The sequence below is a fragment of the Limimaricola variabilis genome, assembly GCF_034371605.1.
GTDB classification, from domain to species: Bacteria; Pseudomonadota; Alphaproteobacteria; order Rhodobacterales; family Rhodobacteraceae; genus Limimaricola; species Limimaricola variabilis.
In genome coordinates this window covers 1,995,531-2,017,500 of the sequence record NZ_CP139691.1, presented here as the reverse complement: position 1 = coordinate 2,017,500, position 21,970 = coordinate 1,995,531, and the positions used below count along the sequence as shown (strand labels likewise).

Below are 21,970 nucleotides of genomic sequence, written 5' to 3'. Positions count from 1 at the left end.
TACCCTAAACCGACACAGGTGGACTGGTAGAGAATACCAAGGCGCTTGAGAGAACGATGTTGAAGGAACTCGGCAAAATACCTCCGTAAGTTCGCGAGAAGGAGGCCCGGTTTTTACGCAAGTAGAGGCCGGGGGCACAAACCAGGGGGTGGCGACTGTTTACTAAAAACACAGGGCTCTGCGAAGTCGCAAGACGACGTATAGGGTCTGACGCCTGCCCGGTGCCGGAAGGTTAAAAGGAGAGGTGCAAGCCTTGAATTGAAGCCCCGGTAAACGGCGGCCGTAACTATAACGGTCCTAAGGTAGCGAAATTCCTTGTCGGGTAAGTTCCGACCTGCACGAATGGCGTAACGACTTCCCCGCTGTCTCCAACATCGACTCAGCGAAATTGAATTGCCGGTCAAGATGCCGGCTTCCCGCGGTTAGACGGAAAGACCCCATGCACCTTTACTACAGCTTCACACTGGCATCAGGATTGCGATGTGCAGGATAGGTGGTAGGCTTTGAAGCGGGAACGCCAGTTCCCGTGGAGCCTCCCTTGAGATACCACCCTTCGCACTCTTGATGTCTAACCGCGGTCCGTCATCCGGATCCGGGACCCTGTGTGGCGGGTAGTTTGACTGGGGCGGTCGCCTCCCAAACAGTAACGGAGGCGCGCGAAGGTTGGCTCAGAACGGTCGGAAATCGTTCGTCGAGTGCAATGGCATAAGCCAGCCTGACTGCAAGACTGACACGTCGAGCAGAGTCGAAAGACGGCCATAGTGATCCGGTGGTCCCGAGTGGAAGGGCCATCGCTCAACGGATAAAAGGTACGCTGGGGATAACAGGCTGATACTGCCCAAGAGTCCATATCGACGGCAGTGTTTGGCACCTCGATGTCGGCTCATCTCATCCTGGGGCTGGAGCAGGTCCCAAGGGTATGGCTGTTCGCCATTTAAAGAGGTACGTGAGCTGGGTTTAGAACGTCGTGAGACAGTTCGGTCCCTATCTTCCGTGGGTGTAGGATACTTGAGAGGAGTTGCCCCTAGTACGAGAGGACCGGGGTGAACGATCCACTGGTGGACCAGTTGTCGTGCCAACGGCAGTGCTGGGTAGCTATGATCGGACAGGATAACCGCTGAAGGCATCTAAGCGGGAAGCCCCCCTCAAAACAAGGTATCCCTGAGGACCGTGGTAGACCACCACGTCGATAGGTCGGAGATGTAAGCGCAGCAATGCGTTCAGTTGACCGATACTAATGGTCCGATAGGCTTGATCCGATCCAGAAACAGCAAGGCTGGATCCGAAAGCATACACAATCAAGGAAATGTACGACGACCTGGAACACCGCTCCCCCCAATCGGGGCAGGGCGGCTGATATGGTGACCTCCCCCCAAGCGACGCGACAGGCCACACCGGCCTCGAGCAGCGCCCCGCGCGGCAGGCCACCGAAGATGTTCTTTTCTCGGTCTGGTGGCCATAGCACGAGCAAAACACCCGATCCCATTCCGAACTCGGCCGTTAAGTGCCGTTGCGCTGATGGTACTGCGTCTCAAGACGTGGGAGAGTAAGTCACCGCCAGACCTAGTAAAGAACATCCCACATTCTCTCTGACACGATGCCAGAACCGATCCGGCCTCAAGCAGCGCTCCGCGCAGCAGGCCAAACATCCTGTCGCGGGATGGAGCAGCCCGGTAGCTCGTCAGGCTCATAACCTGAAGGTCGCAGGTTCAAATCCTGCTCCCGCAACCAAATCAAACGCCCCGCAGCTCAAGCCGCGGGGCGTTTCGCTTTGGGGGAAGGCCGAAAGGCAGGGCGCAGGATGGGGCCTTGGACAGGGTGATCCCACTCAGAAAATGCTGCTGCTGGAACGTCGTTTCGCCGGTTTCTGAGCTTCGAACCGGGCCCAAGGGTCCAAGGTTGTGTCGGTCGCTGCCGGAGCGCGACCGACATCGCGCGCCGCTCAGGCGAGCCAGCGCTTGCGGCGGCGGTAGTGCTTGATCGCGTGGTAATCGACCTTGCCGCCACTGCCGAGATAGAATTCCTGGACGTCCGGGTTCGCCTTCAGCGTTGCCGCCTCGCCGGACATGACGATCTGGCCGTTCTCGATCAGGTAGGCGCGGTTGACGATCTCCAGCGTGGCCGCCGCGTTCTGCTCGACCAGCAGCACGGTCAGCCCGTGCTTCCGGTTGATCTCGCGGATGATCGAGAAGATCTCGGCCACAAGCACCGGAGCTAGGCCGAGGCTCGGCTCGTCCAGCATGATCAACTTGGGCTCGGTCACCAGCGCCCGGCCGATCGCCAGCATCTGCTGTTCGCCGCCCGACAGGTAGCCGGCCTTGGAGCGAGCACGCTCCTTGAGCCGGGGAAAGTAGCGGTAGACCTCGTCGCGCAGCTCCTCGAACGACCGTTCGGCTCGCCCGCCGCGATAGGCCGCGACGAGATTCTCGTCCGGCGTCAGATGGCCGAAGACCCGGCGTCCTTCGAGAACGTGGACCAGACCGTGATCGACCCGGGCCGGCGCGCCGAGGCTGCGCAGATCGGTGTCGCCGAAGCGGATCTCGCCCCGGGTGATGTCGCCCCGCTCCGGGCCGAGCAGGCCGCTGATCGCCTTCAGCGTGGTGCTCTTGCCGGCGCCGTTGGAGCCGAGGAGGGCGACCATTTCGCCCTCCTTGATCTCCATCGACACGCCCTTGATGGCGAGAAACACCTTGTCGTAGACGACCTCGACATTCGAAAGGGCGAGTCCGCTCATGCTCAGTTGCCCCCTGCGTAGGTTGCGGCGCTGGTCTCGATCTCCTCGTGGACGATGTCCTCATAGGCGGTGGTCCAGTCGCTCACCGGCTTCCACTCCGATCCGGTCCACTCGGAAACGCGGCCATAGCCGCCGCCCTGGTGATCGGTGGCGGTGATGGTGATCGGCGGCATAAGCCCTTCGGCGTCGAAGCCCTCGATCATCTCGAAGCCGGCCTTCAGCTTGGGCCCGGTCAGCGGTGCGCCCTCGCGCTCCAGCGCCAGCCGCGCGGCTTCGACCGCCACGGTCATCGTCGCGACGCCGATGTTGTAGTAGCTCGAGCCGACATTGCTGCTGTCGCCGGCGCCGAGGCCCGGCTCGATCACCTTCTCGACGATGCGCTCGAGGATCGGGTTGTCAGTGCCGGTGGCGGTCGCCTCGAACCGCTTCAGACCGACCATCGCGTCGGCGCCGACATTGTTGGCGTCGGTCTCGGCCATCCAGACCACGGAGCGGATGGCGGCGGGGTCGATGCCGTTGCGGATCGCCTGCTGGACCGACACCGACTGGCCGCCGCCGGCGCCCCAGATGAACACCACGTCGGGACGGTAGCGGCGCACCTCGGACCAGGTGGCCGACTGCTCGTTGCCGGGGCTGGCATAGGGGAAGGCGCGGATCTCGAAGCCCTCGACCTCGGCGATCTTCTCGAGCACCGGCATCGGCTCGCGACCGAACGGGCTGTCGATATGCACCACCGCGATCTTCTTGCCCTCGAGGCCGTCGCTCGACTTGATCTGATCGGCGAGGATCGCCGCCTGAGACCAGTAGGTCGCCATCGTCGGGAACACGTAGGGGAAGGTCTCGCCCGCCGCCGCGTCGCCGCGTCCGTGCAGCGGGGTGATCAGCACCACCTCGTCCTTCATCACCTGGTCGACCAGGCCGCGCGACACCGGGGTCGAGAGGAAGTCGAACAGGATCGCGCCCTCCTCGCGCGCCCGGTTGTAGGCCTCGATGCCGCGCTGCGGCTCGTTGCCGGTATCGCGCACGATGGCCTCGATCATGTGGCCGTCGACGCCGCCTTCCTCGTTGACCAGCGTCAGGTAGTCCTGCTGGCCCTGGTTATACTCGCCGGTCACGAAGGTGTAGACGGCGGTAAAGTCCTGCAGGAGACCGAACTTGATCGGCTCCTTGTCCTGTGCCGCGGCACCTCCGGCGGCACCTGCCAAGCCAAGTGCCAGCGCCGCCGGCTGCCCGATCCGCTTCAGTATCGTCATAGGGTTCCTCCTCCCTCAACGGCCCTTTCGGGCCTTCAGCTTCCGGAATGGCGGAACGGCCAAACCAGGAAATATTTCCGAATGTTGTCGTAGATCTTGGCGAGGCCGAGCGGCTCGAACAGCAGGAAGCCGATGATCATGCCGCCGTAGAAGATCAGCGGCAGATGCGCCGTCAGGTTCTGCGAGATCGAGAACCAGCCCGCCGCGCCGAGACCGGCGATCAGGTTGGTCAGCACGATCGGCACCAGGAGCACGAAGCCGGCGCCGAGATAGCCGCCGATGACGCTGCCAAGGCCGCCGACCAGCACCATCGCGACGAGCTGGATCGAGACGTTGAAGCCGAACTGCTCCGGCGTCACCGCGCCGTAGTAGCAGAACGCCAGGATCGCGCCGGACACGCCGCCCGCGAAGGAGGCGGTCATGAAGGCCGTCAGCTTGGTGCGGAACGGATCGACGCCGATCACCGCCGCGGCGAAGTCCTTGTCACGGATCGCCGCCAGCGCCCGGCCGAAGCTGGTGCGCTTCACGTTCAGGAAGAACAGCGTCATCAGCACGGTCCAGAGCAGCGCGACGTAGTAGCGCGCGTCGAGGCTGTCGATCGGGATCCACAGGAACGAGACCTCCGGCGTGCGCAGCGTCGCCTGCGCGCCGCCCGAGATCGCCGGCACGTTCGAGATCACCCAGTCCACGAGGTACTGCATGGCGAGCGTCGCCATCACCAGATAGAGGCCCTTCACCCGCAGCGCCGCGGCGCCGAAGGCGGTGCCGATCACCGCGGCCGTGAGACCGCCGCCGAGCAGCGCGAACTCGAAGGGCACGCCGCCGCGGGCGAGGTGGATCGAGCTGTAGGCACCGATCGCCATCACCGCGGCAAAGCCGAAATGCAGCTGCCCGCCAAGCCCCATCAGCAGCGACAGCGAGAGTGCCGCCGCGGTCCAGATCAGCCAGGGCAGGGCGTAGCTGCCGAGGTAGAGGTCCGAGATCAGCAGCGGCGCCAGCAGCGCCAGCAGAGCCAGCACCCCGACCTGCCACCGATCGGCCGCGATCGGCCAGAGTTGACGGGCGGCCGGGTAGCTCGTGTGGCGCACGCCGGAAAGACGGTAGAACATGGCTCAGATCCTCTCGATGTCTTCGCGGCCGAAGATCCCGTGCGGCCGCACGAGGATGGTCAGCAGGATGATGACGGAGGTGACGACGTCGCGCGTGCTGCCCCCCGCATAGGCGTCGAGATAGCCGGGGATGACGCTGCCGAGGATGCCCACGGCAAGGCCGCCCACCAGCACCCCCTTGATCGAGTCGATGCCGCCGAGGATCACCACGGCGATCGCCGGGAACAGCAGCGTCGACAGGGTCCAGTCGACCCCCTGCACCGATCCCCACAGCACCCCGGCGCCGACCGCCGCGATGCCGGCGATGCCCCAGGACAGCCCGATCGCCCGTTCGACCGACAGACCAACCGCCCAGCTGGCGACGTGGTCGTCCGAGACCGCGCGCAGCTTGGTGCCGAGCCGGGTGCGGAAGAACAGCATCGAGGCGCCGATCAGCAGCAGCGCGACCAGCCCGCCGATCAGGTAGGCGCGGTTCATGAACACGTCGGCGACGATCACCGGCGCGAGGCCGATGCCGAGGTCGATCGATTTCGGCGAGGCGCCGAACACGCCGGGGATCAGCCCGCGCAGCAGGATCTCCATCCCGAGCGTCAGCATCACCACCATGATCACCGGCTGGCCGACCATGCGCCGCAGCAGCAGCCGCTCGACCAAGAGGCCGAAGCCGAACATCAGCGCCGCGCCGGCCAGGATCGCAATCCAGATCGGCAGGCCGAGCGAGCCGAGAAACCAGACCAGGAAGGCGGCCATCATCACCAGCGCGCCCTGCGCCAGGTTCGGCACCCCGGCCGACTTGTAGATCAGCACGAAGCCGAGGGCGGCCAACGCATACATCAGCCCGACCAGCGCACCGTTGACCAGAAGTTCAATGAAATAGGCCATGTCAGTGCTGCCCTCCGTCCAGGTCGCCGATCTTCAGAACCCGGGTCAGCACCCCGGTCTCGCCGCTTTCGTAGGTGATGCGCGCCTCGTATTCGATCTCGTCGTGACCGGCATAGACCGCGTCGATGATCTGCCCGTAGCGCGCGTCGATCACCCCGCGCTTGAGCTTGCGGGTCCGGGTCACCTCGCCGTCATCGGGGTCGAATTCCTTGTGCAGGTTCACGAAGCGGCGGATCGACAGCTCGGCCGGTACCGCATCGTTGAGCCGGGCGATCTCGCGGCGCACCAGTTCGAGCACCTCGGGCCGCTGCGACAGCTCGGCATAGGAGGTGTAGGACAGGCCGCGCTCCTGCGCCCATTGCCCGACCGCCGCGAAGTCGATGCAGACGATCGCCGAGAGGAAGGCGCGGTCCTTGCCGATGACGCAGACATCGCGGATCGCCGAGGCGAACTTCAGCCGGTTCTCCAGATAGGTCGGGATGAACCTCGTGCCGTCGGCCTTGTGCATCACCTCCGACAACCGGCCCAACACCATCAGCTGCCCGTCATCGCTCCACTGCCCGGCGTCGCCGGTGCAGAGCCAGCCGTCGCGCAGGCTTTCGGCGGTGGCCTTCTCGTTCTCGAAGTAGCCGTCGAAGATGTTGCCACCCTTCAGCAGGATTTCACCGGTCTCGTCGATCCGCACCTCGACCCCGGGGAAGGGGCGGCCGACGGTGGTCAGGCTGATGTCGTCGCTCGACTGCGCGACGGCGAGGGCGCAGTTCTCGGTCTGGCCGTAGAACTGACGCAGGTTGAGGCCGAGCGCGCGGAAATAGAGGAACACCTCCTCGCCGATGGCCTCACCGGCGGTGTAGGGCCGCGCGACACGGCGCAGGCCGAGCTGGTCACGCAGCGGGCCGTAGATCACCACGTCGCCGACGCCGCGCCAGAACCGCTGCAGTGCCGATGGCTTGCGGCCCGCCAGCCGGGCGCGTTCGAGTTCGAGCGCGAAGGGCATGAAGTGGTCATAGAGCCGCCGCTTCAGCCCCGAGGTTTCGGCGATGCCGACCTGGACCCGCGTCAGCATCGCCGACCAGGCGCGCGGCGAGGCGAAGTAGAGCGTCGGAGCGATCTCGCGCAGGTCGTGCAGCGCGGTCTCCTGGTTCTCGGGCACGTTGACGGTGAACCGCAACTCGATCGCGGCGGCGATCGAAAAGCTGAAATCGCCCACCCAAGCCATCGGCAGGTAGGCCATGTGCTCCTCGCCCTCGCGGAAATAGCCGGCAGCGGCGGCGTTGCGCACGCCCGAGAGCACGTGTCCGTGGCGCAGCGGGATGCCCTTGGGCGCGCCGGTGGTGCCCGAGGAATGCAGCAGGACAGCGGTGTCGAACACCGTGGCGCGGCCGATCAGATCGTCGCGCAGCCCGGCCTCGGCGGCGAGCCGGGCCTGGCCGTTCTCGGCGAGATCGGCCAGCGCGGCGGCGCCTGCAGGCGCCTTGGCACCGAGCCCGCGCGGATCGTCGTAGAAGATCTTCGTCAGGTCGGGATGCCGGTCGCGCAGGCTTTCGAGCTTGTCGACCTGCTCCTGATCCTCGACCACCGCGGCGCGGATGCCCTCGCGTATCATCTGGTCCAGCAACTCTTCGGGCCGGGCATCGGAATAGGCAGGCGCCGGGATCGCGCGCAGCGCGGTCAGCGCCAGCGTCGCGACATAGAGCCGGGCACGGTTGTCGCCGGTCACCAGCACGATGTCGCCCGGCCCGATGCCTGCCGCCTCGAAGCCGGCGGCGAGCGCCAGAACGGCGTCGAGATATCCGGCCCAGGTGGTCTGCTGCCAGATGCCGTGGTCGCGTTCGCGCATCGCGATCCCGTCGGGATGCGTCCGGGCGTTGCGCGCCAGAAGCGCGATCAGCGTGTCGCCCGGCTCCCAGTCGGGGTGCAGGATGCGCGGGTCGCGGGACGGCTGCGGATCATGCTGCATGGGCTTGCCCCCCGATATAGGCGGCGACGACCTCGGGGTCCGACATCGCGGTACGGGCCGGACCCTCGGCGATCTTGTTGCCGTCGTTGAGCACCAGGACGCGGTCGCAGATCGAGGTCACCACGTCGAGGTGATGCTCGATGATCAACACGCTGAGGTTCAGCTCCTCCTGCGCGTCGAGGATGAAGCGGACCATGTATTCCTTCTCTTCCTGGTTCATCCCGGCCATCGGCTCGTCCAGAACGAGCATGCGCGGCTCGGCGCAAAGCGCGCGGGCCAGCTCGACCCGCTTCTGAAGCCCCAGGGGGATCACCTCGACATGCTCGTCACGCACGCTTTCGAGCTGCAGCAGGTCGATGATCTGTTCGACCTTCCGGCGGTGCGCGACTTCTTCCTTCGCGGCCCAGAACGGGTAGAACAGCGCCGCCAGCGGGTTCGGATTCATGAAGATGTGCCGACCCATCAGGATGTTCTCGAGCACGCTCATGCCCTTGAACAGGGCCACGTTCTGGAAGGTCCGGGCGATGCCGTTGGCGGCGATGCGATGCGGTCGCATGCCGTTGATCTGCTTGCCCTCGAACAGGATCCGGCCCTGCTGCGGGGCGTAGAACCCGGTGATGCAGTTCACCAGCGTCGTCTTGCCCGAGCCGTTGGGGCCGACGAGACCGAAGATCTCGCCCTGCTGGATCTCGGCCGAGATGCCCTTGAGCGCATGGATGCCGCCGAAGAAGCGGTTGATGTTCTCGCACTGCAGCACCGGTTCGCTCACGCCATCCTCCCGGGGCGTCGGTGCGCCTGCCTCAAATGGTCCATTCGATGTCCTCCCTAGGCGGGGGCGCCGGCTCTCCCCAGCTGGCGTGCCCCGTCATTGCATGTCGTGCGGCCGGCGTTCAGACCGCGATGTCGCGCTGGTCGTCGATCACCTTGCCGTCGTTCGGCAGGCTGCCCGGCGGGTGGAAGACCACCTCGCCGCGCAGCCGGCATTCCGCCCGCAGCGCCTCGCCGAGGCGTTGCGCCAGCCCGTCGCCCTGCTGGGCGCTTTCCACCTCGAGGGTGAGCGAGTCGCGCCCCTCGGTCTCGCGCACCACGAGGCGGGCGCGGCCGATCTCGGGATAGGGTTTCACGGTCCGCGCCACCTGCGCCGGGTGGACGAACATGCCGCGCACCTTGGTGGTCTGGTCGGCGCGCCCCATCCAGCCGCGCAGCCGCGGCGCGGTCCGGCCGCAGGGACTCTGGCCTGGCATGATCGCGGACAAATCGCCGGTCGCAAGCCGGATCAGCGGATAGGCGGGGTTGAAGGTGGTGACGACAACCTCGCCGACCTCGCCCTCGGCCACCGGATCGCCGGTGCCGGGGCGGACAATCTCGACGATCGCCTGCTCCGACGTCACCAGCCCGTCGCCCGGCGTGGTCTCGTAAGCGATCAGCCCGAGCTCGGCGGTGCCGTAGCACTGGCGCACCTCGATGCCGCGGGCCGCGTACCAGTCGCGCAGGGCCGGGAACAGCGGGCCGCCGGTGACCAGCGCCTTCTTCACCGCGCCCGTGTCCACGCCCTTGGCATCGGCCTTCTCGAGGATGGTGCGCAGGAAGTCGGGGGTGCCGATATAGGCGGTGATGCCGAGCCGCTCGATCGCCTCGACCTGCTGATCGGTGTTGCCGATCCCGGCGGGAAACACCGTCGCGCCGACCCCGGCGCAGGCGTGGTCGAACATGATCCCGGCCGGCGTCATGTGGTAGGCAAAGCAGTTCGCCACCACGTCCTCCGCCCCGATGCCGGCCGCGTGTAGCGCCCGCTCGAAATGCCAGTGCGGCGCGTCGGTCTCTGGCTCCGCGATCGGGCCGGGCGACAGGTAGACCCGACGGAAGCCACTGGCCGGTCGCGTCGCCAGCCCGCCGAATGGCGGGGTCCGCTCTTGCCGCTCGGGCAGCTCGGACTTGCGCAGCACCGGCAGGCGGGCCAGCGCGGCGCGGTCGGTGACGACGGCGTCGCAATCAAACTGGGCCAGCGCCTCGCGCCAATAGGGTGCCGTGGCCTTCGCATGGCCAAGAACCTCGCGTAGCGCGGCGAACTGCGCCGCCTCCCGCTCCTGCTGATCGCGCGCTTCGAGTGCGTCGTAGAACTTCGCCATCCTGCCTGCGGACCTCCCATATCCTCGCCGGCAAGCTGTCGGGCGATTGTTACGAGAATGTTGCCGGTTGCGGGATTTGTAACGAGCGGCCAGTCTGCGCCCGCTACCGGCAGGGGAGGCCGGGCGGCACCAAAGGGGGGGGACCACCGCGTGCAGACCGATATTCTCGGGACGCTGATGACCGGGTTGAACCGCATCGATCAGGCGATCACCCTGTTCGACAGCGATCTGACGCTGATCTTCGCCAATGACCGGTTTCTCGAACTGATGCAGATGCCGGAGCGGTTCGGCCAGCCCGGGGCCCGGTTCGAGGATCTGGTGCGCTGGAACGCGGAGCGTGGCGAATACGGCGCTGGCGATCTCGACACGCTGGTGGCCGAGCGCGTCGCGGCCGCCCGCCGCTTCGAGGCGCACAGCCTCGAGCGGGTCCGGCCCAACGGCGTTGTCCTGCAGGTGTCGGGCTGGCCGCTGCCCGGCGGTGGTTTCGCGACGCTCTACACCGACATCACGGCCCAGCGCCGCCGCGAGCTCGATCTCGAGCGACGGATCCTGCGCCGCACCGAGCAGCTGCGCCGCTCGGACGAACGGGTGCGGGTGATCGCCAACGAAGTGCCGGCGGGGATCGCCTATCTCGATCGCGACGCGGTGTTCCGCTTTGCCAACCGACGCTTCGCGCAGGCCTACGGCCTCGACCCGGCGCAGGTGATCGGCCGCCGCGATGCCGAGGTGCTGACACCCGACACCATGGCCCGCGTCGGCACCTATTTCGACCGCGGCGCGAAGGGTGAGGCGCTGGCCTTCGACATCCCGATCACCTTTCCGGACGGCCGGACGCTGGAGACCCGCACCCTGCTGCGTCCGGATCGGGCGCATGACGGTACGGTGCTCGGCTTCTATCTTCTCACCGTCAACGTCACCCGCGAGAAGGCCGCAGCGGCGGCGCTGATGCAGGCGCAGAAGATGGAGATGCTGGGGCAGCTCTCGTCGGGGATCGCGCATGACTTCAACAACCTGTTGACCATCATTCTGGGCAATCTCGCCCCGATGCGCGATCGGATCGGCGACGAGGCACTCGCCGCCGAGATGCTCGACCCGGCGATCCGCGCCGGCCGCCGCGGCGCCGAGCTGATGCGGCGATTGCTGTCGGTGGCCCGGCGCCAACCGCTGTCGCCGGTCGCGGTGACGATCCCGGAGACGCTGCAGGGCGTTTCCGAGCTGGTGCGGCCGAGCCTCGGCGACGGGATCGTGCTCGACGTGGCCCCCGGCGCCACAGCCGCCGCCCATGCCGACCCGGCGCTGCTCGAGACCAGCCTGATCAACCTGGTGATCAACGCCGCCGATGCCTGCGCCGGGGGCGGCACGATCCGGCTGTCGAGCATTGCCACCGCCACAGGCGAGATCGAGATCCGGGTCGAGGATGACGGCACCGGCATGGACGCCGAAACCCAGGCGCGACTTTTCGAGCCATTCTACTCGACGAAGGCCGGGCGGGGCGGCACCGGGCTTGGCCTGACCATGGTGCAGAATTTCGTCGCAGATTCGGGCGGCCGCATTGCGGTCGACAGCGCGCCGGGACGCGGCACGTGCTTTGTCCTGACGCTGCCAGCCGCGCCCGAAGGGGCCGAGGCACGCCAGACTCAGCCCTCGGCGACCGCGGCAAGGCTCGACGGGCGGCTGGTGCTGCTGGTCGATGACGATGCGGATGTACGCGCCACGCTCAGCCGCAATCTCGTGGCGATCGGGGCGCAGGTCCTCGAAGCCGAGGGCGCCGCCGAGGCGCTGGAGCTGATCGCCGCGGTGCCGGGGATCGGCGCGCTGGTCTCGGACGTCTCGATGCCGGGGATGGACGGGATCGAGCTCGCCCGCCGGGTTCGTGGCCGCGATGCAGGGCTGCCGGTGGTGTTGATCACCGGCTACGGCCGCAACCGGATCGAAAGCCGGCTGCGCGACAGCGTGCGGCTGCTGCGCAAACCGGTCGATGCCGAGACCATCGCGGCAGCGATCCAAGGCGGAGGCTTGGCATGAGCGAGACCATCTTCATCCTCGAAGACGATCGCGACCTCGCAGCGCTGTTCCAGCGAGAAATCGAACGCGCCGGCATGACCGCGCGGTCGTTTCGGTCGATCCGGGCGGTACGCACCGCGCTCGAGACCGCGGCCCCCGACCTCTGCGTGCTCGACCTCGGCCTGCCGGACGGCGATGGGCTCGAATTCCTGCGCGACGATCTCGCCGCGCGCGGCATTCCCACCGTGGTGGTGAGTGGGCGCAGCAGTCTCGACGACCGGATCGAGGGGCTGTCGCAGGGGGCCGACGACTACCTCGCCAAGCCCGCCGACCCGATCGAACTGGTTGCACGGATCCGCAGCGTGCTGCGCCGGATGGCACGCGCGGCACCCCCAGTCGCGCCCGCGACCGAGGTGCCGTGCCGGGCGCGTTTCGGCGATTGGGGCTTCGACGCCACCAAGCTCGAACTCACCGATCCGGAAGGTGCGGCGATCACCCTGTCGCGCGCCGATGCCGACCTGCTGGAGCTGTTTCTACGCACTCGGGGGAGGGTGGTTAGCCGCGATTGGCTCGTCGAGCAGCTGTTCGCCGACGCCGGGGGGCAGTTTGACCGCAGCGTCGACGTCCGGGTTTCGCGCCTGCGCAAGAAGCTGGGCGACGACCCCCGCAATCCCAAGCTGATCCGCACGGTCTACGGGGCCGGTTACGTCTTCGCGGCGCCGGTCGACTGGCATTGAGGGCGGCGAGGCATCGCGATGATCGACTAGAGGCCCAGCCTAGGGCTTCCCGTCACATCCGCCTCGCACCCGAGGCCTGCCCCGAGGGATCGCCATCCTTGCGTCGCCGCTTCTCGCGGCGGCAGCGTTCGGAGCAGTAGCGGACCTCGTCCCAACAGGCGGACCACTTCTTACGCCAGGCGAATGGCCGCCCGCAGGCGACGCAGGTCTTCTGGGGGAGGTCGGCCTTTCGACGCATGTCTCTGACTGCTGTTCCGCAGTTGTCCGGGTGGCAGGAATGTTGCGCCGCCGCCCTGCGGGTGGGGGCGGCGCAATGCGCGTTCAGACGGCGACGCAGTCGGCGTAGTACCGGGTCACGCCATCCTCACCCTTCTCTTGCACCAGACCATGGATGTCGGTCTCGAAACCCGGGCATTCGCGCGCGAATTCGCGGTTGAACTTGAGGTACTCGACGATCTTGCGATTGAACACCTCGCCGGGAATGAGCAGCGGGATGCCCGGCGGGTAGGGGGTCACCAGGCTGGTGGTGATCCGGCCCTCGAGATCGTCGATCGGCACGCGCTGGGTGGTGCGCTGCGCGATATGGGCGAAGGCGTCGCTGGGCCGCATGGCCGGGGTGTGGTCGCTCAGATAGATATCGGTGGTCAGCACGGCGACGTCGTACTTGGCATAGAGGCTGTGCACGTGCTCGCACAGATCCCGCAGGCCCATCGACTCGTAGCGCGGATGCTTGGCGCAGAACTCGGGCATGATGCGCCACATCGGCTGGTTCCGGGCGTGGTCGTCCTTGAACTGCTGCAGCGCGGTCAGGAGGGTGTTCCAGCGGCCCTTGGTGATGCCGATGGTGAACATGATGAAGAAGCTGTAGAGGCCGGTCTTCTCGACCACGACGCCGTGCTCGGCGAGGTACTTGGTAACGATCGAGGCCGGAATGCCGGCCTCCTCGAAGCGGCCGTCGAGATTGAGGCCGGGGGTGATGATCGTCGCCTTGATCGGGTCGAGCATGTTGAAGCCCGGCGCCATGTCCCCGAAGCCGTGCCAGCTGTCTTCGCCCGACGACTGCATGCCGTCATGGTCGGTCTTCTTCAGCACCCAGGACACGGGCTCCCCGATGCCTTCCTCGGCAAGCTCCTCGGGGCCCCAGACCTCGAACCACCAGTCCTCCTCGCCGAACTCCTCGTCGACCTTGCGCATGGCCCGACGGAAATCGAGCGCCTCGGCGATGCTCTCTTCGACCAGGGCGGTGCCGCCCGGCGGCTCCATCATCGCCGCGGCCACGTCGCAGCTGGCGATGATCGAGTATTGCGGGCTGGTCGAGCTGTGCATCAGGTAGGATTCGTTGAACAGGTGCCGGTCGAGCCGGGTGTCCTGCGAATCCTGCACCAGCACGTGGCTGGCCTGTGAGATGCCGGCCAGTAGCTTGTGGATCGACTGGGTGGCGTAGGTCACCGAATGCATCGGCCGGGCACGCTTGCGCCCCATCGAGTGGAAGTCGCCATAGAAGGGGTGGAAGGCGGCGTGCGGCAGCCAGGCCTCGTCGAAATGCAGGTTGTCCACATAGCCGTCGAGGCGCGACTTGATGGTCTCGGTGTTGTAGAGCACGCCGTCATAGGTCGATTGGGTCAAGGTCATGATGCGCGGCTTGACGGTCTCTGCGTCCACCCCTTCGAGCAGCGGGTTGGCGCGGATCTTGGCCTTGATCGCGTCGACCGTGAACTCGGACTGATGGATCGGGCCGATGATGCCGTAATGGTTGCGCGTCGGCTTGAGGAAGACCGGGATCGCGCCGGTCATGATGATGCTGTGCAGGATCGACTTGTGGCAGTTGCGGTCGACCACGACCACGTCGCCCGGCGCCACCGTGTGATGCCAGACCATCTTGTTGGAGGTGGAGGTGCCGTTGGTCACGAAGAAGCAGTGATCGGCGTTGAAGATCCGCGCCGCGTTGCGCTCCGAGGCGCCGATCGCGCCGTTGTGGTCCAATAGCTGGCCCAGCTCCTCGACCGAGTTGCACACGTCGGCGCGCAGCATGTTCTCGCCATAGAACTGGTGGTACATCTGGCCGATCGGGCTCTTGAGGAAGGCCACGCCGCCCGAATGGCCGGGGCAGTGCCACGAGTAGGAGCCGTCCTCGGCATAATCGAGCAGCGCTTTGAAGAAGGGCGGCTGGATGCCCTCGAGATAGCTGCGCGCCTCGCGGATGATGTGCCGGGCCACGAATTCGGGCGTGTCCTCGAACATGTGGATGAAGCCGTGCAGCTCGCGCAGGATGTCGTTGGGCAGGTGACGGCTGGTCTTGGTCTCGCCATAGACATAGATCGGCACGTCGGCGTTCTTCCAGCGCACCTCTTCGATGAAGCTGCGCAGGTTCAGCACCGCCGGGTCGAGATCGGGGCCGGGGCTGAACTCCTCGTCATCGATCGACAGGATGAAGGCGCTGGCCCGCGACTGCTGCTGCGCGAACTGCGACAGGTCGCCATAGCTGGTCACGCCCAGCACCTCGAAGCCCTCGCTCTCGATGGCCTGGGCCAGCGCGCGGATGCCCAGCCCCGACGAATTCTCGGACCGGAAGTCTTCGTCGATGATGACGATGGGAAAGCGGAATTTCATGAGGGCTGCCTGTTCGGTTATCGGGGCATCTGGCGGGGCCGCGCTTCGGCGCATCCGGGTTTGCGGCGTCGCCGTCGTCTGAATTCGTCCTGTCGGCGCGGCACGCGCGGCCTCGCTGCCATTCGCACCGGTTCGAGCGTTCCGCAATCCGCTTCGACGCGTCAAGGGAGCCTCCGGAGCCTGATCCTAGTGCCTCGGCGCCGATCCGCCACCGAATTCCTGCCGTTTCCATCGCCGGCGACGAGCCGAGCCGAGCCCGCCCCCGCCGTGCATGAGCGGCATCCCGCCCATCGCGGCCAGTCGAGGCCGTTTCGAAGCCGCGCATCAATGTTGCGCCGCCCGAGCGGTCTGGAGGGTCCGGGATGTGGCTCCTTGCGTCGCCGAGACATGGGGCGAATGCCGGACCAAGCGGCAATGCCAAGCGTGATCGTCCCTGAGTGGTATTGCCGAAATTAGATCAGTTGCTCCGAAAATTTGTTCTTTCTTGGAACGGGGCGGTTCCGCAGTATCCCGGTGACAGGCGATGTCGGGAGGGATGTCGCGCGTCGCAACAGGGAGACGAGAACAGTGCCGAACACCAAGATCACCAAGCGCCAGTTCCTGCGGTATTCCGGGGGCGCGGCGATGGCCGCCGGAGTTCCCGCCATGGTCGGGGTCGGCGCCGCCAACGCCGCCGGGCTCAAGACGGTCGAGATGCAGTTGGGCTGGCTCGCCTCCAATGGCCTTCTGGGCGAGGTGGTGGCCCAAGCCAAGGGCTTCTACGAGGCCGAGGGGCTCGAGCTGAAGATCACGCCCGGCGGTCCGAACGTGGATGGCGTCGGCTCCGTCGCGGCGGGCCGTGCCGAGGTGGGGCAGATCTCGTCGAGCCCGTCGGTCATGCTGGCCCGCGCCGCCGGCATCCCGATCAAGGCCTTCGCCGCCGGCTACCAGAAGCACCCTTTCACCTATTTCTCGCTGCCCGGTGATCCGATCCGCACGCCGCAGGACATGATCGGCAAGACCATCGCCACGCAGCCCACCGCGCATATCCTGCTCAAGGCGCTTCTGGCGGCCAACGACATCCCCGAGGATCAGGTCGAGATCGTCAACATGGGTTCGGACATGAACCAGCTGATGACCGGACAGGCCTCGGCCGTGACCGGCTGGCTGACCAACGTCGCGGCGGTCGACGTGCTGGGTGAGGATCGGGTCGACCTGATGCTGTGGGACACCGGCATCCAACTCTACGCCACCGTCTACTACGCCACCGACGAGACCATCGCCGAGGAGGCCGAGTCGCTGGCGGGCTTCACACGGGCCACGGCGCGCGGCTGGCACTATGTGCGCGAGAACCCGGAGGAGGCGGTCGACCTGTTGGTCGCGGCCTATCCGAACATGGACCGCGCGGCCGAGCTGCGGGCGGTCGAGAAGGTGCTCGAATTCGTCTTCACCGACGCCACCGCCGAGAGCGGCTGGGGCACGATGAACCGCGAGAACTGGGAGACGCAGATCGCCGCCTATGCCGATCTGGGCCAGTTCGACGGTGACGCGCCGACGGTCGACGAGGTGATGACGCTCGAGATCCTCGAGATGACAGCGGATGCGCGCCGCGAGGTCTCGTAATGGTCGCGGTGGAACAGCATACGGCAGCGGGAAATCCCGCTGCCACACCCGATCCGGGCGCGATACGGGTCGACCATCTCGACGTCACTTTCGCCGAGGGCACGGTCGTCGCGCTCAAGGATGTCTCGGTCGAGATCCCGCAAGGCGCATTCGTGACCATCCTCGGCCCGTCGGGCTGCGGCAAGTCGACCCTGATGCGGGCCATCGCCGACCTGGTGCCGGCAGCGCGCGGCGTCATCGACGTGCAGGGCCAGTCCCCCCGCGACGCACGCGCCGACCGCAACTTCTCCTACGTGTTCCAGGACGCGACGCTGCTGCCGTGGCGCACCGCGCTGGAGAACGTGCAACTCCCGCTCGAGGTGGGCGGCGGCGGCGACGCCCATGCCGACCCGCGCGACCTGCTGGAGCTGGTGGGCCTCAAGGGACGCGAGAACGCGTTGCCGCATGAGCTTTCGGGGGGCATGCGCCAGCGCGTCGCCATTGCCCGGGCGCTGGTGACCAAGCCGAAGATCCTGCTGATGGACGAACCCTTCGGCGCGCTCGACGAGATCACCCGCGACAAGCTCAACGAGGAGGTGCTCAGGATCTGGCGCGAGACCGGGACCACGATCCTCTTCGTCACCCATTCGATCCCCGAGGCGGCCTTCCTCGGTCAATACGTGCTGATGCTCGCCGCCCATCCGGGCCGGGTGAAGGAATTCATGAAGGTCGAGCTGCCCCCCGAGCGGCGGCTGGCGGATCGCGACACGCTGGAATTCGTCCAGATCACCGCGCATCTGCGCAAGCTCCTGGAGGAATGCTGACATGGCCGAGGCAAGCCAAATCCCGATGCCGGTGCCCGCGCCGCGGATGAGCCGGGCGCTCGACGCGGCGATCGATCGCGGGCCGGCACTCGCGGCCGTCGCCGGTCTGCTGCTCCTGTGGCAGGGGGTGGTGTGGTTCTTCGAAGTGCCCGAATACATGGCCCCGAGCCCGGTCGCCGTCCTCGGCGCGTTCCAGGACAATGCTGGCACGCTGTGGCTCAATTTCTGGCCGACCTTCCTCGAGGCGGCGCTGGGCTTCGTCGCGGGCAACCTCGTGGCGATCCTGCTCGCGGTCTGGTTCGTGCACAACTCCACCGCCGAACGCGCCTTCTTTCCGATCGCGGTGTTCATCAACACCATCCCGATCATCGCGCTGGCCCCGGTCCTCGTGCTGATCTTCGGCAACGGTTTCGCCCCCAAGATCATCATCGCGGGCCTGATCTGCTTCTTCCCGACGTTGGTGAACATGGTGCGCGGTCTCAAGGCGGTGTCGCCGGCCACGCTCGATCTGATGCGCGTGCTGTCGGCCTCGAACTGGGAGATCTTCTGGAAGGTCCGCCTGCAGAGCTCGCTGCCCTTCCTCTTCGCGGCGCTCAAGATCGCTTCCACCACCTGCGTCATCGGCGCCATCGTGGCGGAGTGGATCGGCTCCAACTACGGCTTGGGCGCGCTGATCATCGAGGCGACCTTCAATTTCCGCTCGCCGCTGCTTTACGCCACCGTCTTCACCGCAGCGCTCCTGGCCGTCATGATGTTCGCGCTGGTGAGCTTTGCCGAAGCCAAGCTGATCCGCTGGAAATCCTCGGACATCCATTGATCGTCGCGCGACAAGATATTTAGGAGAATCAAGATGTTGAACAAAACCCTCAGGGAGAGTCTGCGCGACGTTCCCGTGGTCGACCGCTCCGACGTCGTGGTGGTTGGCGGCGGGCCCGCCGGGATCTCGGCCGCCGTCTCCGCCGCCCGCAACGGCGCCTCGGTCACGCTGCTGGAGCGCTACCCCTATCTCGGCGGCCTCGCCGCCGGTGGCATGGTTCTGCTCTTGGACGACATGCACAACGATACCGAGATCACGGTGAAGGGTATCTGCATGGAGATGATCGAGCGGATGCGTTCGATCGGCCTGTGCCACACGCCGCCCGAGGAGGACCGGATGCCCGGTCGCCGCGAGACGCAGGAGAACTGGAAGAAATACTCGCGCTGGGGGATGTTCGACTTCCACACCCAGTCTATGCCGCACCCCGTCTGCTTCGCCGCCGCTTTTGATCCCGACGGCTACAAGAAGGTCTCCTACGACCTGATGGAGGAGGCCAAGGTCAAGCTGCGGCTGCATAGCTGGTTCTCCGAGGCGATTGTCGAGGACGGCGTTGCCAAGGGCGTGATCTGCGAGACCAAGGAAGGCCGCCAGGCGATCATGGGCGACGTGATCATCGATGCCTCGGGCGATCTCGACGTTGCGGCAAGCGCCGGCGCCAAGTTCCAGGAGGCGAGCTTCATCGTCACCACCGTCTCCCGCTGGGGCAATGTCGATACCGACAAGGCCGAGGCCTGGCAATATGCCAACCCCGAGGAATTCCAGCGCCTCGACCACGAGGCCAAGCGGATCATCGGCGGCTGCTGGAACTACTGGTGGCTGAAGACGCCGCTGCCAGGCGTGATCTGGCTCAACTGCCCGCACATGCCGCAATACAGCGGCCTCTCGGTCGAGGGGCTCACCGGGGCCGAGTTCGAGGGCCGCAAGCGGATGGAGAAGCTCATGACCTTCGCCCGCGAGAACCTACCGGGCTTCGAGAAGGCACATGTGGTCGATTTCGCGCCACAGACCGGTGTGCGCACCACGCGGCTCCTCGAAGGTGAATACGTCGTCACCAAGGACGACGTGATGAAGCGTCGCCACTTCGCCGACACCGTCTGCCGCGGCCGCGACTACTACACCCCCTACGGCGCGCTTGTGCCCAAGGAGGTCGACAACCTGCTGGTGGCGGGTCGCCACTATTCCTGCACCCCGCAGGCTCAGAAGAAGAGCCGCGAGATCCCGCCCTGCATGGCGCAAGGCGAGGCCGTGGGCGTCGCCGCGACCGTCGCGCTCAATGCCGGCGTCACCGTGCGCGAGGCCGACGTCTCCGCGATCCAGAAGCAGATGCGCGCGCAGGGTGCCGATCCCGGCGACGTGCCCTCGTCCAACGCCCTCGTCATGGAGGCCGCAGAATAATGTCCCAACCCCTCCCCCTCGATGGCATCAAGGTGATCGATTTCACCCAGGTGATGCTCGGACCCTCCTGCACCCAGGTGCTCGCCGATTACGGCGCCGAGGTGATCAAGGTCGAAAAGGAGAAGATCGGCGACCTGTCGCGCTGGTCGTTGGGCGCCGACCCGGACGGGCTCAACAACCCGATCTTCTGCTCGCTGAACCGCAACAAGAAGAGCCTGGCGCTCAACCTCAAGTCGGAGGAGGCCCGCGAACAGGTGCTCACGCTGATCGACACTGCCGATGTCGTGGTCAACAATTTCCGCCCCGGCGTGATGGAACGGATGGGCATGGGCTACGCCGACCTCAAGAAGCGCAACCCCGGCATCATCTATGCCGTGGGTACCGGCTTCGGTCTCGAAGGCCCCAACAAGCACAAGGGCGGGCAGGACATCCTCGCCCAGGCGATGAGCGGCGTGATGGAGCGCCGCTCGGACCCCGAGCTGCCGCGTGCGATCTTCTCGACCGCGCTGTGCGACTACACCGCCGGGATGCACCTCGTCCAAGGCGTGCTGCTGGCGATCCTGCAGCGCCAGAAGACCGGCGAGGGTCAGCAGGTGGCGGTGAGCCTCTATTCCTCGATGCTGGCGATGCAGATGCAGGAGGCGGCGGCCCACATGATGCGCGGCCGTGATCTGAACTGGGGTGCGTTCCCGCTCACCGGCGTGTTCGAGACCACGACCGAGCCCTTCGTCATGGTCGGCGCGTTCAAGGAAAACCCGCTGCGCGACATCTGTACCGCGCTCGGCATCGAGGATCTCTCGAAAGAGGACCGCTTCCGCGACTTCGACGCACAGGCCGCGCATCGCTCGGAGCTTCAGGCGATCTTCAAAAGCGAGTTTGCCAAGAACAGCCGCGAGCACTGGCTGAAGCGGCTCGAAGAGGTCGACATCCTCTGCGCCCCGGTGCGCACCTTGGCCGAGGCGCTCGATGACGAGCAGACGATCGTGAACAACATGGTGATCGAGGCGGGCGAAACGAAGGCCGGCAAGATCCGCCTCGTCGGCAGCCCGATCGACATGTCGGCCGCGCCGCTCAGCGTCCGTCAGGGCCCGCCGCAGCTTGGCGAGCACAATGACGAGATCCTCGAAGGTCTCGCGCCGAAGAAGGCGCAGGTGGCATGACGGTCCATTACGAAGTTCGCGACCGCATCGCCCGTGTCACCATCGACCGGCCCGAGGTGATGAACGCAGTCGACCAGAAGACCGAAGCGGCGCTGGAACGGATCTGGTGCGACATCGAGGAACGCGACGACATCTCCGTCGCGGTCCTCACCGGGGCCGGGGAGAAGGCCTTCTCTGTCGGTGCCGACATGAAGGACTCGTCGCTCTCAGGCCTTGAATACTGGGCCGCGCCGCGCCCCAACGGCTTTGGCGGCATCTCGTTTCGCCGCTCGCTCGACGTGCCGCTGATCGCGCGGGTCAATGGCTACGCGCTGGGCGGTGGTTTCGAGATGGTGCTGGGGGCGGACATCGTCGTGGCCGCCGAGACAGCGAAGTTCGGCCTGCCCGAGGCGCGGGTGGGGCGGATGCCGCTCGATGGCGGGATGGTGATGCTGCAGCGCAAGATCCCGCACAACCTCGCCATGGGGGTGATGCTGGGCGGGCGCCGCATCGACGCCGCCACCATGGAGCGCTTCGGCCTCGTCAACGAGGTGGCGGGCGCGGGCGAACTCGACGCCGTCACCAATCGCTGGATCGACGACATTGCCGCCTCGGCGCCGCTGTCGCTGCGCGCGATCAAGCAGGTGGTGAACCGCACCGGCCACCTGTCGCCCGCCGAGGCGCAGGCGATGAAGCTGCCTGCGGTTGTGAAGGCGCTCAAAAGCGCGGATGCTGACGAAGGCGTTCGCGCCTTTCTCGAAAAGCGGGCCCCGCTCTGGCAGGGCGCCTGACCCCG

At 66.4% G+C, this 21,970-nt stretch carries 17 protein-coding genes, 1 tRNA gene and 2 rRNA genes (1 of these 20 running past the window's edge); 11 read left to right on the top strand and 9 right to left on the bottom strand.

Translation table 11 applies throughout. The features are described 5' to 3' along the window. The 3 genes from T8T21_RS10025 to T8T21_RS10015 form a co-directional block, all read left to right on the top strand. A 23S ribosomal RNA gene (locus T8T21_RS10025) occupies positions 1–1,259 on the top strand (it extends 1,576 nt beyond the left edge of the window). A 189-nt stretch (positions 1,260–1,448) separates the two neighbouring features. After that, positions 1,449–1,563: ribosomal RNA gene (gene rrf / locus T8T21_RS10020) — 5S ribosomal RNA — on the top strand. Positions 1,564–1,654: 91 nt separating this feature from the next. Then, a tRNA-Met gene (locus T8T21_RS10015) sits at positions 1,655–1,731 on the top strand. A gap of 211 nt (positions 1,732–1,942) precedes the next feature. Here T8T21_RS10015 and T8T21_RS10010 read toward each other — a convergent pair. From T8T21_RS10010 to T8T21_RS09980, 7 genes are all read right to left on the bottom strand, one after another. After that, positions 1,943–2,734, bottom strand: coding sequence for an ABC transporter ATP-binding protein (locus tag T8T21_RS10010; RefSeq protein WP_322335485.1), 792 nt, complete (start codon positions 2,732–2,734; stop codon positions 1,943–1,945). 2 nt (positions 2,735–2,736) lie between these two features. Further along, a complete protein-coding gene (locus T8T21_RS10005; protein WP_183473195.1) occupies positions 2,737–3,987 on the bottom strand; it encodes an ABC transporter substrate-binding protein in 1,251 nt (416 codons plus the stop codon). A gap of 35 nt (positions 3,988–4,022) precedes the next feature. Further along, the gene (locus T8T21_RS10000; RefSeq protein WP_322335484.1) at positions 4,023–5,096 is read right to left on the bottom strand and encodes a branched-chain amino acid ABC transporter permease; all 1,074 of its coding nucleotides are present in this window, start codon (positions 5,094–5,096) and stop codon (positions 4,023–4,025) included. 3 nt (positions 5,097–5,099) lie between these two features. After that, positions 5,100–5,978 (bottom strand): branched-chain amino acid ABC transporter permease, encoded by an 879-nt coding sequence (locus T8T21_RS09995; protein WP_322335483.1) that lies wholly within the window; start codon positions 5,976–5,978, stop codon positions 5,100–5,102. 1 nt (position 5,979) lies between these two features. Further along, a complete protein-coding gene (locus tag T8T21_RS09990) occupies positions 5,980–7,938 on the bottom strand; it encodes an AMP-dependent synthetase/ligase (protein WP_183473204.1) in 1,959 nt (652 codons plus the stop codon). Continuing rightward, positions 7,928–8,707 (bottom strand): ABC transporter ATP-binding protein, encoded by a 780-nt coding sequence (locus tag T8T21_RS09985; RefSeq protein ID WP_322335482.1) that lies wholly within the window; start codon positions 8,705–8,707, stop codon positions 7,928–7,930. The genes T8T21_RS09990 and T8T21_RS09985 overlap by 11 nt, the downstream gene beginning before the upstream one ends. Before the next feature lie 121 nt (positions 8,708–8,828). Then, positions 8,829–10,067, bottom strand: a complete 1,239-nt coding sequence (locus tag T8T21_RS09980) for a phenylacetate--CoA ligase family protein (RefSeq protein WP_322335481.1) — start codon at positions 10,065–10,067, stop codon at positions 8,829–8,831. Between the two features lie 150 nt (positions 10,068–10,217). Between T8T21_RS09980 and T8T21_RS09975 the strand changes: the two genes are divergently transcribed. Then, positions 10,218–12,092: a hybrid sensor histidine kinase/response regulator gene (locus T8T21_RS09975; RefSeq protein ID WP_322335480.1), complete on the top strand. Its 1,875-nt coding sequence runs from the start codon at positions 10,218–10,220 to the stop codon at positions 12,090–12,092. Beyond that, positions 12,089–12,808 (top strand): response regulator transcription factor, encoded by a 720-nt coding sequence (locus T8T21_RS09970; protein WP_322335479.1) that lies wholly within the window; start codon positions 12,089–12,091, stop codon positions 12,806–12,808. The genes T8T21_RS09975 and T8T21_RS09970 overlap by 4 nt, the downstream gene beginning before the upstream one ends. A gap of 52 nt (positions 12,809–12,860) precedes the next feature. On the opposite strand, the gene T8T21_RS09965 is transcribed toward T8T21_RS09970, so the two are convergent. Both T8T21_RS09965 and T8T21_RS09960 read right to left on the bottom strand, forming a co-directional pair. Then, the gene (locus T8T21_RS09965; protein ID WP_322335478.1) at positions 12,861–13,046 is read right to left on the bottom strand and encodes a DUF2256 domain-containing protein; all 186 of its coding nucleotides are present in this window, start codon (positions 13,044–13,046) and stop codon (positions 12,861–12,863) included. 83 nt (positions 13,047–13,129) lie between these two features. Further along, entirely contained in the window at positions 13,130–15,418 is a 2,289-nt protein-coding gene (locus tag T8T21_RS09960; RefSeq protein WP_183473223.1) for an arginine/lysine/ornithine decarboxylase, read from the bottom strand. Positions 15,419–15,985: 567 nt separating this feature from the next. Between T8T21_RS09960 and T8T21_RS09955 the strand changes: the two genes are divergently transcribed. From T8T21_RS09955 to T8T21_RS09930, 6 genes are read left to right on the top strand one after another with little or no spacing between them, the layout of a single operon-like run. Further along, positions 15,986–17,020, top strand: a complete 1,035-nt coding sequence (locus T8T21_RS09955) for an ABC transporter substrate-binding protein (protein ID WP_322335477.1) — start codon at positions 15,986–15,988, stop codon at positions 17,018–17,020. After that, positions 17,020–17,823, top strand: a complete 804-nt coding sequence (locus T8T21_RS09950; protein ID WP_322335476.1) for an ABC transporter ATP-binding protein — start codon at positions 17,020–17,022, stop codon at positions 17,821–17,823. Before T8T21_RS09955 ends, T8T21_RS09950 begins: the two co-directional genes overlap by 1 nt. A gap of 1 nt (position 17,824) precedes the next feature. Then, complete coding sequence (locus tag T8T21_RS09945; RefSeq protein WP_322335475.1) at positions 17,825–18,640, top strand: ABC transporter permease; 816 nt, start codon at positions 17,825–17,827, stop codon at positions 18,638–18,640. Positions 18,641–18,673: 33 nt separating this feature from the next. Beyond that, positions 18,674–20,035 (top strand): FAD-dependent oxidoreductase, encoded by a 1,362-nt coding sequence (locus T8T21_RS09940; RefSeq protein WP_322335474.1) that lies wholly within the window; start codon positions 18,674–18,676, stop codon positions 20,033–20,035. Then, positions 20,035–21,195: a CaiB/BaiF CoA transferase family protein gene (locus T8T21_RS09935; protein WP_322335473.1), complete on the top strand. Its 1,161-nt coding sequence runs from the start codon at positions 20,035–20,037 to the stop codon at positions 21,193–21,195. The genes T8T21_RS09940 and T8T21_RS09935 overlap by 1 nt, the downstream gene beginning before the upstream one ends. Next, entirely contained in the window at positions 21,192–21,965 is a 774-nt protein-coding gene (locus tag T8T21_RS09930; RefSeq protein ID WP_322335472.1) for an enoyl-CoA hydratase-related protein, read from the top strand. Before T8T21_RS09935 ends, T8T21_RS09930 begins: the two co-directional genes overlap by 4 nt. Positions 21,966–21,970 lie beyond the last annotated feature (5 nt).